Consider the following 13,441-nt stretch of genomic DNA (forward strand, 5'->3'; position numbering starts at 1 on the left):
CAAACATAATGGGACACCGCGTCCCACGCAACCCCCTCGGGGGCCTATTTCAGGCCCGACGCAGCGGGATGATCTCGCGAACCTTCTCGTCCCGGAGATACAGTCCCGCCCACATGACGATTCCGGTGTAGACGGCAAACAGGGTCGTGCTCAGCAGAGGCTGTTCAGCTCGAAGGTTGGTCAACACCGCTCCCCCCAGGTAACCGGTGAGCAGAATCGCGCCGAGTATCGACGTTCGCGGAATCACGTACAGCGCAAGGCAGATCAGTTGCACCACCCCAGCCGTCAATGCCAGCGAGTCCGGCAACCCAAGTTCAGCCGACGCATCCTCGACTGTCTGAAGGTTGAGAATGTGGATGATGCCGTCGAAGAGCATGAAAACGACGAACAGCCCACTCAGGACGTATCCGAGCTTGCGAGCCGTGGCCGAAGGTGTCGTCGTCGTGGCGTCACCGGAAACAGTTTCGTTGTGGACGGGCTGGGTGGTCATCGGAATCTCCTGGGGCGAAGGCGAGCGGCCGGTTGCCACTTCGCTTGCAATTACGACTCCCGCGCGATCGAAAACTCATCGCGCCGGCCGTTACAACGCACCCGGCGTTCAGGACGATTCACCTCACGTGGTCTGATGGACGGTGACACGGGGTGCCGAAAAAGTCGGCTGAGATCAGACCCGATGAACCTGACCAGTTAGCACTGGCGGAGGGATGTCGACGTGACCGAACAGCAATTTCAGCGCGCATTGAACCTCGACGAGCAGATCGTTCTGATCACCGGTGGCGCCCGCGGGCTCGGCGCCGCACTGAGCCGAGCATTCTCCCGCTCGGGCGCCAGAGTAATCGTGAACTACAACAAGAGCCGCGATGCCGCCGAGGCCCTGGTCGCCGAACTGGGTGAGGAACGCACCTTCGCAGTCCAGGCGGACGTGACGGACCGCAGTTCCGTCGACCAGTTGTTCTCCGCTGCACGCGAGAGATTCGACGCACCGATATCGACCGTGGTCGACAATGCACTCGTCGACTTCTCGTTCAACGGCGACGCCCGGCCGAGCGCGGACACGATCACCTGGGCCGACTTCGACTCTCAACTACGCGGAGCTGTTGCCGGAACACTCAATACCACCCAGGCAGCGCTACCAGGCATGCGCGAACTCGGCTTCGGCCGAATCATCACTGTCGGAACCAATCTGGTCCAGAATCCGGTAGTTCCGTACCACGACTACACCGCTGCCAAGGCCGCACTGTTGGCACTGACACGGACACTGTCCGCCGACCTCGGTCCGGACGGGATCACAGTCAACATGGTCTCGGGCGGCTTGCTCCGCACCACCGATGCGAGCGCCGCAACACCGGAAGCCGTCTTCGACATGATCGCGGCAAGCACTCCCCTGCGCCGAGTCACCACGCCGGACGAATTTGCCGACGCTGCACTCTTTTTCGCCTCACCATGGTCACGGGCCGTGACCGGTCAGAACCTGGTTGTCGACGGCGGACTCGTCAAGAACTGATGGGCGCGCAATTACGGATAGGTGCGTTCCTGCTCGGGTGCGGACATCACAGTGCGGCATGGCGTCATCGCGACTCACCGGTCGAAAGTCTCGGCGACATCACGTATTACGAGTCGCTCGCCCAGATCGCCGAACGCGGAAAGCTGGACGCCGTTTTCTTCGCTGACGGTCACAGTGTTCGCGAACCCGAGTCGGGTGCATCGTGGTTTCTCGAGCCGATCACCGCACTGACTGCCATGGCACGAGCGACAGCGGACATCGGCCTGGTGACCACCATTTCCACCACTTTCTACACGCCATTCCACGCGGCACGACTGTTGGCCTCGCTCGACCACATCAGCGGCGGACGGGCCGGCTGGAACGTCGTGACCTCGATGTTCGACCAGGAGGCGCGCAACCACGGACTCGAGGCGATGCCCGATCACGCCTCCCGATATGAACGAGCCGACGAATTTGTCGAAGTGGCCCTCGCATTGTGGGATTCGTGGTCGGAAGACGCGCTGATCCTCGACCGGGCGGGACGTTTTGCCGACGCAGGCAAGACTTCTCGCATCGATCACGACGGCAAGCATTTTCGTGTCGACGGCCCGTTGACGGTTCCTCGATCCCCGCAGGGCAGACCGGTTTTGTTTCAGGCCGGGGCGTCCGAGCAGGGTCGCGATCTGGCGGCGCGTCGCGCCGAGGCAATCTATTCGGTTGCCTACGACTTACCCAGCGCACAGGCCTACTACGCGGACGTGAAATCGAGAATCGAGCGAGCCGGCCGGGATTCGAGTTCGGTCGCCGTGATGCCGGGACTGGTCACCTACGTCGGCAGCACCGTCGCCGAGGCCAGGGCGAAGAAGGCCGAACTCGATCTCCTGCTGCCCACCGAACAGTCGATACGCCAACTCTCGTTGTTCACCGGACAGGATTGCGAGAACTGGGATCTCGACGGGCCCGTGCCCCCGTTGCCTCCACTCGAAGCGTTCACCGGGCCGCAGGGCCGCTACGCCACTATTTTGCGGATCGTCGAGAAGGACGCACCGACTGTGCGGGAACTCCTCGGGACGCTCGCTGCGGGTGGTGGTCACGCAACGATGATCGGAACACCGGAGTCGATTGCCGACGAGATGGGATCCTGGTTGAACGGCCGCGGTGCCGACGGTTTCAATCTGATGCCGCCGACCTATCCGCAGGGTCTGGAAGATTTTGTCGATCACGTGATTCCGGTGCTGCAGGCGCGTGGGTTGTTCCGTCGCGAATACGAGGGAGCGACTCTGCGAGAAAACCTCACCTAGTCCGGCAGTAGCGGCACCGACAGGTCCGGATCGCGTCCCAGGAGCACTCCCCTCGTGAGGGCCGCGGAGCCGAACTTCTTCCGGACACTGTCCATTGCCGAGTCGAGGGCGGCAGTGTCCGGACCCGCGAATCCTGGACCGTCGAAGGGCAATTCGAGTTGTTCGGCGCCGTCCCGATCCAGGTTGGAGACAGCGACACCGATCAACGTGATGCCCTTGTCCGCGATCATCGGTATCGCTTCGTCCAGCAGCACCATCGAGGCGCTCAGCAATTCCGCTGTGTCGGCGGTGGACCGGCGCAGCGTGTGAGATCGAGTTGCCCGCGTGAAATCCGCGAAGCGGAGCCGGAGCGTGACCGTGCGCCCCGTCCGCTGCGCCGAACGCATGCGTCGACTGACACGGTCGACAAGGGACATCAACGACGCATCGAGTTCTGCGCGGGGATGGGATCCGCGCCCCAGCGCATGCTGAGCACCCATCGAACTGCGGCCACGATAGGCGCGGACGGGGCGCGGATCTCGATTGTGTGAGAGTGCGTAGAGATGGCGACCGGCGCCGCCCCCGAGAATCGAGACGATCGAGGATTCGTCGTGCCGAGCGATGTCACCCACCGTCACGATGTCGAAGTTTCGCAGCTTCTGGGCCGTGATCTTGCCGACGCCCCACAGCTTCTCGACCGGCAAGGGATGCAGGAACTCGGTCTCGCCCTCCGGCGGCACTCGCAGCAATCCGTCGGGTTTCGCGAATGCACTGGCGACCTTGGCCAGGAACTTGGTGCGTGCGATTCCGACCGTGATCGGTAGTCCGACCTGCTCGGCCACATCGCGTCTGAGGTTGGCTCCGATCTGCAGCGGGTTTCCCACGATCTTGGCGAGCCCGCCGACCTCGAGAAAGGCCTCGTCTATGGAGATTCCTTCGACCAGCGGCGACGTGTCGTGAAAGACGTCGAACACGTCTTTGCTCGCCTGCGAGTACGCCGACATTCGCGGAGGGACGACTATCGCCTGAGGACACAGTGATCGGGCCTGACCACCGCTCATGGCTGTGCGAACCCCGAACGCCTTGGCCTCGTAGCTTGCCGCCAAGACCACCCCACCACCGACGATGACCGGCCTGCCGGCCAGAGTCGGGTCGTCGCGTTGCTCGACTGATGCGTAGAACGAATCGAGGTCCGCATGCAGGATTGTTGCGTCACCTGTGTACCGACTACCGCCAGAATGATTACCGCCGGAACGAGCACCGCCAGGGTGATTACCTGGCGTTTCTTGGTCCAGCGGTTCATATGACACGAACATATGTTCCCATGACCCACCGACACTGCGTAAGGTTCGGAAATAGATTCCATGGAATTAATCACGAATCGGGCGTACGGTGAAAGAATGATTCCACGGAATGCATATCGGTTCGGAGTCTGCTCTTGACCAGATCAGCCCTGAGCAGGCACTTCGACAACCTCGTCCGCTTCGAAACCGAACTGTGGACGGCCGTCGACCAGCGACTCCGAATCGAGCACGACCTGCCACTGAGTCGATTCGAGCCGATGCAGATCATCGACAGGCTCGGCTCCTGTCGGGTCTTCGACATCGCCGAGGCCCTCGCGATCACCGTCGGTGGCACGAGCAAGCTGGTGGATCGAATCGAAGCGGCTGGACACTGCCGTCGAAAATCCAATCCCACCGACAAACGATCCTCACTCATCGAGTTGACTCCCGAGGGCAATGAGCTGTTGCGGCGGGCGAAGGCAACGTTCGACGACGAATTGGAGCGCCGTCTCGGTTCCGTGCTGACGCCCGACGCTCTCGATCGATTCGGCGCCACACTGGCCACGCTGCGTGAAGCCAATCGAAACCTGACACCGACCACGAAGGAAAAAGCATGACCGGCACAATGCGCGCAATCGTGCTCGACGCCCCCGGCCCGCCAGAAGCATTGACTATCAAAGTGATTCCGATACCCGTGCCGATTGCGGGCTGGGTACTGGTCCGGGTGAAGGCTTTCGGCCTCAATCGATCCGAACTTCACACCCGCCTCGGCCTCGCCGAAGGCGTGACATTCCCGAGGGTGCTGGGCATCGAGGCCGTCGGCGAAGTGGTGAACTGCCCCGGCGGGGAGCTCACCGAAGGCCGGCAAGTCGCCGCCATGATGGGTGGGATGGGGAGGACGTTCGACGGCGGTTATGCCGAGTACACGTGCGTTCCCGTCAGTCAGGTCGTTCCCTTCTCGAGCGAACTGGACTGGTCGACAGTGGGAGCTGTTCCCGAGATGCTGCAGACGTCCTACGGCTCGCTGACGGTAGGACTGGACACGAAATCCGGTCAATCCCTGTTGATCCGGGGAGGAACCTCCTCGGTCGGCATGGCAACCGCAGTCCTGGCGAAGCAGTGGGGGCTCACTGTCCTTGCGACCACCCGAGATGCGAGCAAAGCGTCGTCGTTGACCGCGATCGGGGTTGACCACGTTATCGTCGACGACGGTGCTGTGGCCGGCCAGGTTCGAGACATCCTCCCGGGCGGTGTTGATCTGGCCCTCGAATTGGTCGGAACACCAACACTTCCCGACACGTTGCGCGCGACCCGCGTTCACGGCACCGTGTGTTTCACGGGAATGCTGTCCAACGAGTGGACAGTCAAAGACTTTTATCCGATCGACTACATTCCACGCGGAGTGCGATTGACCTCGTACGGTGGGGACGCGTCCGACCTGCCTGCCGGCCGGCGTACTGCAAGACTTCCTCTCCGCTGTGGCGTCAGGCGAGGCGGTGGTACCGATCGACGAGGTGTTCGCGTTCGAGGACATCGCGCGAGCACATGCCAAGATGGAAGCCGGTACGGCACGTGGCAAATTGGTAGTTGTGCTCTGACCTGGCTTCTCACACCACGAATCGATAACCCATTCCTGCCTCGGTGATCAGATGCTTGGGGTTCGCCGGGTCATCCTCGAGCTTCCGACGAAGTTGAGCCAGGTAGACACGTAGATAGTGGGTCTCGGTGTCGTACGCCGGTCCCCACACTTCCCGAAGCAACTCCTTCTGCCCGACCAGCTTTCCGCGGTTGCGCACAAGCATCTCGAGCATGCCCCACTCGGTCGGAGTCAGGTGCACCTGTTCACCGCGCCGACTCACTGTTTTCGCAGCCAAGTCCACCGTGAAGGACGCGGTCTCGACCGACGGTTCCGAAGTGTCCGCCGCGGAGGTTCCCCGCCTCGCCGCAGCGCGCACGCGGGCCAGAAACTCGTCCATCCCGAAGGGCTTGGTGACGTAGTCGTCCGCACCGGCGTCGAGAGCCTCGACCTTGTCCGCGGAATCCGTGCGCGCCGACAGCACGATGACCGGCGCCGTGCACCAGCCACGCAGGCCGGCAAGCACTTCGGTGCCGTCCATGTCGGGCAGTCCGAGATCGAGTACCACGACGTCCGGTGGACGCTCGGCAGCAGCCCGCAAGGCACCGGCGCCCGTCGACGCGGTCACCACCTCGTACCCGCGCACCGAAAGATTGATACGCAGAGCTCGCAGAATCTGCGGTTCGTCGTCCACTACCAGGATTCGACTCATGATCCATTCCCATTCGTACCGGCCGCAGCCAACTCCACGATCATCGTCAATCCCCCACCAGGTGTGTCTGTGGCGCTGACCGTTCCGCCCATCGCATCGACAAATCCGCGCACCACGGAAAGTCCGAGGCCCACTCCGCCGGTGTTGTCGCGATCTCCCATCCGTTGGAACGGCTGGAACATCGTTTCGGCCTCACCTCGCGGAACACCTGGGCCCGTATCGGCAACACTGATCACCACACGATCACCGAGTTGCGCCGCCCCGACGCGCACCGGGGTTTCTCCCCCGTAGCGCAGAGCGTTGTCGACGATGTTCGCAATCACCCGCTCGAGCAGACCTTGATCTGCCTGCACTGCAACGGTACCCACGTCGACGACTACACTTCGAGCCCGCGAATCCGAGCGTCCACCGATGCCGAGGCCCAGCAACGCGCGGTGAACCACCTCGTCCAGATACACCGGCCGCAGCGTGGGTTTCACCACCCCGGCGGCAAGTCGGGACGAGTCGAGCAAGTTCCCGACCAGCGCCGTCAACTGATCCGCCGACTCCTCGATGGTTGCCAACAATTCAGCGGTGTCTTCGGGCGAGAACTCGATGTCGTCGCTGCGCAGACTCGACACCGCCGCCTTCACTCCGGCGAGAGGCGTTCGCAGGTCATGGCTTACCGCTGACAGCAGGGCTCGACGCAGTTGATCAGCCTCGGTGAGCGCGGCAGCCTTGCTCGCCTCGACTGTCAGTTTCTCCTGGCGGATCATCCCAACTGCTTGGTGAGCCACCACCGTCAGCACTCGTCGATCCCGCGCACTCAGGTCGGGCCCAGCCAACAACAGCGCGTATTCCCCGTCGTTGACCTCACAGACCGTATCCGCTTCGTCGTCCGTGGTCGGCGGCTGCGTACCCACGGCGGCGATGACTCCGTCGTCGTGATGAATGACGGAAACCCCTCGCTGGCGATAGATTTCGAGTGCCTTCGCCAGAAGTGTCGACAGATCCGCTCCGCGGAGAACTGATCCCGCGAACAGTGTGAGCAGTTCGGCTTCCTCGGATGCGCGCTTCGCCTCGCGGGCGCGCTTTGCTGCGGCGTCGACCAGAACGGCAACTGCCACAGCCACGATCAACAGCACGACAGTGGTGATGAAGTTGTCAGGTTCGGCGATGGTGAAGCTGTACCGCGGATCGGTGAAGAAGTAATTGAGCAGCAGTCCCGAGATCAGGGCCGACAATATCGCCGGGCCGACGCCGCCGAGGAGGGCGACCAGAACGACCACGACGAAGAACAGCGCGTTCTCGCCGTTGACCCCGGAGATTCGGTCGACGAGACCCATGATCGCGGCCGCGAGCGAAGGCACGACGATCGCCGCAATCCACGACAGGACCCGGCGCTCCGAGCGCCCCAGCACCGAAATGCGTCGTCGCGCCGTCGCTTCCTCGTGCGTGACCATGTGAACGTCGATACCACCGGACTGCTGAACCACCGCAGCGCCGATCCCCTCGTCGAGGATGCGAGCCAGGCGGGAACGCCGCGACGTTCCCAGCACCAACTGTGTGGCGTTCTCCTCACGCGCGAACTCGAGGAGCGTCGACGGTACGTCGTCACCGACAACAGTGTGAAGCGTGGCGCCGACTCCGACAGCCAACGCGCGCACCTTGCCCATCTCGGGGGCCGAGACTCCGGTGAGTCCGTCACCGCGTACGACGTGGACCACCATCAGCTCGGCGCTCGACTTCGACGCGATTCGAGATGCGCGTCGTACCAGGGTTTCCGACTCCGGTCCCCCGGTCACGGCAACGACGACACGCTCGCGCGCTTCCCAGGTATCGGTGATCTTGTTCTCGGCCCGGTATTTCGCCAGTGCGGCGTCCACCTGATCGGCCACCCACAGCAGAGCCAGTTCGCGTAGCGCCGTGAGGTTTCCGCGTCTGAAGTAATTGCCCAAGGCCGCATCGACCCGTTCTGGTGAATACACGTTTCCGTGAGAAAGTCTGCGGCGCAGCGCCTCCGGGGTGATGTCGACCAGCTCGACCTGCGCCGCACTACGCACTACCGCGTCCGGAACCGTCTCCTGCTGAACCACGCCGGTGATGTGCGCGACAACGTCGTTGAGGCTTTCGAGGTGTTGCACGTTGACCGTGGACAGAACGTCGATCCCGGCTTCGAGCAGTTCCTGTACGTCCTGCCAGCGCTTGTGATTCTTGCTCCCTGGCGTGTTGGTATGTGCCAACTCGTCCACCAGGACAAGGGCCGGACGCCGAGCCAACACGGCCTCGACGTCCAGTTCCGGCATCCGTGTTCCGCGATAATCCACCAGCTTGGGCGGCACTGTTTCGAGGTCTCCGATCTGCGCCGCGGTGCGGGCGCGGCCGTGTGTCTCCACGACGGCCGCGACCACGTCACAGCCACGATCTCGACGCCGATGAGCCTCACCGAGCATCGCGAAGGTCTTTCCGACGCCGGGCGCAGCGCCGAGGTAGATACGCAATTCACCACGTTTGCGTGCCCTACCGAAAGATTGACCGACCTTCTCCGAAGAACTCACGTGACAATCATCCACCAGTCGTCGGTGCAGCACACGTAGGTGCCGTCAATCCGAGTGCCAGGTTCAATTCCAGTACGTTGACTCGCTCGGCTCCGAGAAATCCGAGTTGCCGACCGTCGGTGTGCTCGGCCACCAAGTCCCGCACCTGGTCTTCCGAGATGCCGTTGTTGGCCGCCACCCTCGCGACCTGCAGTTCGGCGTACGCCGGACTGATGTGGGGATCGATACCCGAGCCCGAACCGGTGACTGCGTCGACGGGAACCGATGCCGGGTCGACACCCTCACGTGCCGCGATGGCTGCCCGGCGCTCGATGACGAATCCGGCCAGAATCTCGCTGCTCGGCCCCTGGTTGGACGGCAGTGCCGCAGCGGGATCACCGGTGGCAAACGGATCCTCGTCCGAAACGGATCCGACAACACGATTGTGGAAGAACGGGTCCTGCTGCCCTTCGGCGACCTGCGGATCGACACCCACCCAGGCACTGCCGACCACGCAACCGGCGGCATCGGTGACCGGTGAGCCTTCGGCAGATCCGGAGCTGATCCGGCTGACACCCCACACCGCGGCGGGATAGACCACACCGAGAACGACGGTGAGCGCGAGCAATACGAGCAAACCCGCCCACACCTGTTTGGCAAAACCGATAGTGAAACGCATGTCAGGTCACCCAATTCCAGGAATCAAACGTACGACGAGATCGATCAACCAGATACCGACGAACGGTGTGATCACACCGCCGAGACCGTAGACGAGCAGGTTACGTCCGAGCAACTGCGATGCCGTCGACGGTCGGTATCGAACACCCTTGAGTGCCAACGGAATCAAACCGATGATCACCAAGGCGTTGAAGATCACGGCCGAGACGATCGCCGATTCGGGGGTGGCGAGACGCATGATGTTCAACGCGTCCAGCTGCGGGTAGATGCCGCTGAACAAGGCCGGCAGGATTGCGAAATACTTCGCCAGGTCGTTCGCCAACGAGAATGTGGTCAACGCGCCGCGGGTGATCAGCAATTGCTTGCCGATTTCCACCACCTCGATCAGCTTGGTGGGATCGGAATCGAGATCGACCATGTTCCCGGCCTCTTTGGCTGCCGAGGTTCCCGTGTTCATCGCGACCCCGACATCCGCCTGGGCAAGGGCGGGAGCATCATTGGTGCCGTCACCTGTCATCGCGACGAGACGTCCGCCTTCCTGTTCCTTCCGGATCAGGGCCAGTTTGTCTTCCGGGGTGGCCTCCGCCATGAAGTCGTCGACGCCCGCCTCGTCGGCAATCGCCTTCGCGGTCAACGGATTGTCGCCGGTGATCATGATCGTGCGAATACCCATCGCCCGGAGTTCGGCGAACCTGTCAGCCATTCCCGGCTTGACGACGTCGGACAACGCGATCACGCCGAGGATCGAGGTACTCTCACCATGCTTGACGGCAACTACCAGCGGCGTTCCGCCCGCTTGGGCGATGTCGTTCACGGTGTCGGTCACCGCGCTCTCCGCGTGTCCACCGCCACTGACGACCCAGTTCATCACCGCATCTGCTGCACCCTTTCGGATTTGGCGTCCGGAATGGTCGAGTCCGCTCATCCGGGTTTGTGCCGTGAACGGAACGAACTCTGCGCGTTCCTCGTCCAGCGTCGGCTCGGCAGCGAGACCGAAATCCGCTGCGCACAGCTCGACGATGCTCCGTCCCTCGGGAGTTCCGTCGGCCAGGCTCGACAAGCGAGCTGCCGCAGCAAGATCGTCGGCGGATACACCGGGCGCCGGATGGAGTGCGGTGGCCCGGCGGTTACCGAAAGTGATGGTTCCGGTCTTGTCCATCAACAGGGTGTCGATGTCGCCCGCAGCTTCCACCGCGCGTCCCGACATCGCGAGAACGTTGCGCTGGACGAGGCGGTCCATGCCCGCGATACCGATCGCCGAGAGCAGCGCTCCGATGGTCGTCGGGATCAGGCAGACGAGAAGTGCGATCAGCTTGATCGGATCCTGCTCGTGCCCCGCGTACAAGCCCATCGGGCCGATGGCTACGACGGCGAGGAGGAAGATGACGGTCAACGACGCGAGCAGGATGTTGAGCGCAATCTCGTTGGGTGTCTTCTGACGTGAAGCACCCTCGACGAGCGCGATCATCCGGTCCACGAACGAACTGCCCGGTGCTGCGGTGATTTCCACGACGATGCGGTCCGAGAGAACCGTCGTACCACCGGTGACGGCGCACCGGTCACCACCGGATTCACGGACCACCGGCGCGGATTCACCGGTGATCGCCGATTCGTCTACGGAGGCAATACCTTCGACCACGTCGCCGTCGCCGGGGATGACCTCGCCGGCAACCACTATCACCCGATCGCCGACCACCAGTTCGGTGCCGGAAACCGATTCGATCGCACCGCTCATCGTGATCCGATGTGCTGTGGTGTCCTGCTTCACCTTTCGCAGGCTCGCCGCCTGCGCCTTGCCGCGCCCTTCGGCCACGGATTCGGCGAGGTTCGCGAAGATCACCGTGAACCAGAGCCACAGGGTGATCACCCAGGAGAACACCGAGGGATCGGCGATCGCCATGACAGTGGTGATGACGGAACCGACGAACACCACGAACATGACCGGGTTGCGGGCGAGGTGGCGTGGGTCGAGTTTGCGCACGGCCCCCGGCAACGCGGTGATCATCTGCCGCGGGTTGAAAACGCCTGCGTGTACTTGACGGGACTGCCCTGGATCAGCCTTGTCGGCGGCGTCTTGCGCTACCACGGGTTTCTCACTGATACGCACGGTCATTGAAGAGCCTCCGCTAGCGGGCCCAGCGCGAGGGCCGGGAAGAATGTAAGTGCAGCAACAAGAACGACGGTGCCGGTCAACAAACCGGTGAACATCGGTCCGGACGTCGGGAGGGTGCCGGCCGTCGGCGCCACCTTCTTCTGCGAGGCAAGAGCACCGGCCAAAGCGAGAACGAAGATGATCGGCAGGAATCGGCCGAGAAGCATGCAGATTCCGAGAGACGACTGGAACCAGTCGCTGGTGACCGTCAGACCGCCGAAGGCGCTGCCGTTGTTGTTCGAGGCGGAGGCGAAGGCGTAAAGCACCTCACTGAACCCGTGGATCGATCCCGGCGTGCCCGGATCTCCCCCATTGCCTTGATAACCGGTGGTCGAACCGAGGATGACGGTGATGGCGGTACCGATCAAGACCAGCGCGGGCATGACCAGAATCGACAGCGCCGCAAGGGTGATCTCGCGTCGACCCAACTTCTTGCCGAGATATTCGGGCGTGCGACCGACCAGCAGTCCGCCGACGAACACTGCGATCAATGCCAGCACAAGAATCCCGTAGAGGCCGGTTCCGACTCCACCTGGCGCAATTTCGCCGAGCAACATGTTGAGCAGGACCGCGCCGCCGCCGAGGGGGACATGCTGTCGTGGGCCGAGTTCACCGCGCCCGTCGACGTTCCCGTGGTCGCCACCGCGAACAACGCCGATCCGGGGATTCCGAAGCGAACTTCCTTGCCCTCCATCATCGAACCAGCTGCTGTGGCGGCAACACCGCGTGCGCCGGATTCGGCAGCGAGCGTGACTGCGAGCAGCCCGCTCCACAGGATTCCCATCACTGCCAGCAGGGTGAGGCCTTGCCTACGATCCCCGACGAGAGTTCCGAACGTTCGGGTGAGGCAGACCGGAATCAACAGGATCGCCAGGATCTCGACGACATTGCTCAACGGGGTGGGGTTCTCGAACGGGTGCGCCGAGTTGGCAGCCAAGATCCCGCCACCGTTGGTGCCGAGTTCCTTGATCGCTTCCTGGGACGCGACGGGGGCCAGTGCATTGGTGACCGCATTGCCGTCGAGGCCGGTGGAGGCGAAACCGCTGTGGAACGACTGGATCACTCCCTGGCTCAACAGGATCAGGGCGATCACGAATGAGAACGGGAGGAGGATGCGCAGAGAACCACGCGTCAGATCGACCCAGAAGTTGCCGATCTCGCCGCCCCTGGCCACCCGAATGAAGCCGCGAACCAATGCGATGGCCACCGCCATGCCGACCGCTGCCGAGACGAAGTTCTGCACCGCCAGACCGACGGGCTGAACGAAGTTGCTCATCGTCGTTTCCGGCGTGTACGACTGCCAGTTGGTGTTCGCCACAAACGAAATCGCGGTGTTGAACGCTACGGCGGGACTGACCCCGGACAGACCGTCACTCAGCGGCAGTACTCCCTGAATCCGTTGCAGGAAGTACAGGAACAATGCGCTGGCCAGCGAGAATCCGAGAACGCTTGCGGCGTAGCCGTACCACGTCTGCTCGGCCCTGGAGTCGATCCGACCGACGCGGTAGATCACACTCTCGACCCGAAGATCTCGCGTCGACGAGTAAACACGCGCCATGTAGTCGCCCACCGGAACGTAGGCGATTGCCAGAACGACGAGGACAAAAGCGATCTGCAGGCCGGCTGCAAGAGCGGGCGACATCAGAACCTCTCAGGATCTACGAGTGCAACGAGCAGGTAAATGACCAATGCCGCGGCGACGGCGATCAGAACCACGCTGACCACACCGGCAACCGTCATTTGGGAGCGCTCGCCTGTAGG

At 62.9% G+C, this 13,441-nt stretch carries 11 protein-coding genes, 2 pseudogenes and 1 riboswitch; of the genes and pseudogenes, 5 read left to right on the forward strand and 8 right to left on the reverse strand.

The genetic code is table 11. The features are described 5' to 3' along the window. Positions 1 to 49 precede the first annotated feature (49 nt). The gene (locus EHW12_RS18275; RefSeq protein WP_007731093.1) at positions 50 to 490 is read right to left on the reverse strand and encodes a DoxX family protein; all 441 of its coding nucleotides are present in this window, start codon (positions 488 to 490) and stop codon (positions 50 to 52) included. A 138-nt stretch (positions 491 to 628) separates the two neighbouring features. Further along, a riboswitch (TPP riboswitch) is annotated at positions 629 to 722 on the forward strand. A gap of 17 nt (positions 723 to 739) precedes the next feature. Between EHW12_RS18275 and EHW12_RS18280 the strand changes: the two genes are divergently transcribed. Then, positions 740 to 1,504, forward strand: coding sequence for a 3-oxoacyl-ACP reductase (locus EHW12_RS18280; RefSeq protein WP_030536601.1), 765 nt, complete (start codon positions 740 to 742; stop codon positions 1,502 to 1,504). Continuing rightward, the gene (locus EHW12_RS18285; protein WP_125051425.1) at positions 1,504 to 2,784 is read left to right on the forward strand and encodes an LLM class flavin-dependent oxidoreductase; all 1,281 of its coding nucleotides are present in this window, start codon (positions 1,504 to 1,506) and stop codon (positions 2,782 to 2,784) included. Before EHW12_RS18280 ends, EHW12_RS18285 begins: the two co-directional genes overlap by 1 nt. Here EHW12_RS18285 and dinB read toward each other — a convergent pair. Further along, on the reverse strand, positions 2,781 to 4,079 hold the full coding sequence (gene dinB, locus EHW12_RS18290) for a DNA polymerase IV (RefSeq protein WP_125051427.1): 1,299 nt from the start codon (positions 4,077 to 4,079) through the stop codon (positions 2,781 to 2,783). The genes EHW12_RS18285 and dinB overlap by 4 nt on opposite strands. 122 nt (positions 4,080 to 4,201) lie before the next feature. Between dinB and EHW12_RS18295 the strand changes: the two genes are divergently transcribed. The 3 genes and pseudogenes from EHW12_RS18295 to EHW12_RS35340 all read left to right on the forward strand — a co-directional run bounded on the left by EHW12_RS18295 (position 4,202) and on the right by EHW12_RS35340 (position 5,644). Continuing rightward, positions 4,202 to 4,663 (forward strand): MarR family transcriptional regulator, encoded by a 462-nt coding sequence (locus tag EHW12_RS18295; RefSeq protein WP_030536603.1) that lies wholly within the window; start codon positions 4,202 to 4,204, stop codon positions 4,661 to 4,663. 8 nt (positions 4,664 to 4,671) lie between these two features. Next, positions 4,672 to 5,349 (forward strand): annotated as a pseudogene (locus tag EHW12_RS18300) (alcohol dehydrogenase catalytic domain-containing protein); the annotation flags it as partial. Positions 5,350 to 5,542: 193 nt separating this feature from the next. Then, on the forward strand, positions 5,543 to 5,644 hold the full coding sequence (locus tag EHW12_RS35340; protein WP_241199180.1) for a zinc-binding dehydrogenase: 102 nt from the start codon (positions 5,543 to 5,545) through the stop codon (positions 5,642 to 5,644). A 9-nt stretch (positions 5,645 to 5,653) separates the two neighbouring features. On the opposite strand, the gene EHW12_RS18305 is transcribed toward EHW12_RS35340, so the two are convergent. The 6 genes and pseudogenes from EHW12_RS18305 to kdpF form a co-directional block, all read right to left on the reverse strand. After that, positions 5,654 to 6,334: a response regulator gene (locus EHW12_RS18305; RefSeq protein ID WP_003944545.1), complete on the reverse strand. Its 681-nt coding sequence runs from the start codon at positions 6,332 to 6,334 to the stop codon at positions 5,654 to 5,656. Next, positions 6,331 to 8,871: a sensor histidine kinase KdpD gene (locus EHW12_RS18310; protein ID WP_003944466.1), complete on the reverse strand. Its 2,541-nt coding sequence runs from the start codon at positions 8,869 to 8,871 to the stop codon at positions 6,331 to 6,333. Before EHW12_RS18310 ends, EHW12_RS18305 begins: the two co-directional genes overlap by 4 nt. A 7-nt stretch (positions 8,872 to 8,878) precedes the next feature. Next, positions 8,879 to 9,529, reverse strand: a complete 651-nt coding sequence (locus EHW12_RS18315; RefSeq protein ID WP_007731080.1) for a potassium-transporting ATPase subunit C — start codon at positions 9,527 to 9,529, stop codon at positions 8,879 to 8,881. A 6-nt stretch (positions 9,530 to 9,535) separates the two neighbouring features. Continuing rightward, on the reverse strand, positions 9,536 to 11,641 hold the full coding sequence (gene kdpB / locus EHW12_RS18320; protein WP_042924094.1) for a potassium-transporting ATPase subunit KdpB: 2,106 nt from the start codon (positions 11,639 to 11,641) through the stop codon (positions 9,536 to 9,538). Beyond that, a pseudogene (gene kdpA, locus EHW12_RS18325) lies at positions 11,638 to 13,322 on the reverse strand (potassium-transporting ATPase subunit KdpA). Before kdpA ends, kdpB begins: the two are co-directional and overlap by 4 nt. Further along, on the reverse strand, positions 13,322 to 13,420 hold the full coding sequence (kdpF, locus tag EHW12_RS18330) for a K(+)-transporting ATPase subunit F (RefSeq protein WP_007731078.1): 99 nt from the start codon (positions 13,418 to 13,420) through the stop codon (positions 13,322 to 13,324). The pseudogene kdpA and the gene kdpF overlap by 1 nt, the downstream one beginning before the upstream one ends. Between the last annotated feature and the right edge of the window lie 21 nt (positions 13,421 to 13,441).

Origin of the sequence: Rhodococcus sp. NJ-530 (assembly GCF_003860625.1) — a bacterium.
GTDB classification, from domain to species: Bacteria; Actinomycetota; Actinomycetes; order Mycobacteriales; family Mycobacteriaceae; genus Rhodococcus_F; species Rhodococcus_F qingshengii.

What these genes read in the sequence shown, in the direction of transcription:
- EHW12_RS18275 (WP_007731093.1), bottom strand. Translation starts at nt 490, where the DNA reads ATGACCACCCAGCCCGTCCACAACGAAACTGTTTCCGGTGACGCCACG.
- EHW12_RS18285 (WP_125051425.1), top strand. Translation starts at nt 1,504, where the DNA reads ATGGGCGCGCAATTACGGATAGGTGCGTTCCTGCTCGGGTGCGGACAT.
- dinB (WP_125051427.1), bottom strand. Translation starts at nt 4,079, where the DNA reads ATGTTCGTGTCATATGAACCGCTGGACCAAGAAACGCCAGGTAATCAC.
- EHW12_RS18305 (WP_003944545.1), bottom strand. Translation starts at nt 6,334, where the DNA reads ATGAGTCGAATCCTGGTAGTGGACGACGAACCGCAGATTCTGCGAGCT.
- EHW12_RS18315 (WP_007731080.1), bottom strand. Translation starts at nt 9,529, where the DNA reads ATGCGTTTCACTATCGGTTTTGCCAAACAGGTGTGGGCGGGTTTGCTC.
- kdpB (WP_042924094.1), bottom strand. Translation starts at nt 11,641, where the DNA reads ATGACCGTGCGTATCAGTGAGAAACCCGTGGTAGCGCAAGACGCCGCC.
- kdpF (WP_007731078.1), bottom strand. Translation starts at nt 13,420, where the DNA reads ATGACGGTTGCCGGTGTGGTCAGCGTGGTTCTGATCGCCGTCGCCGCG.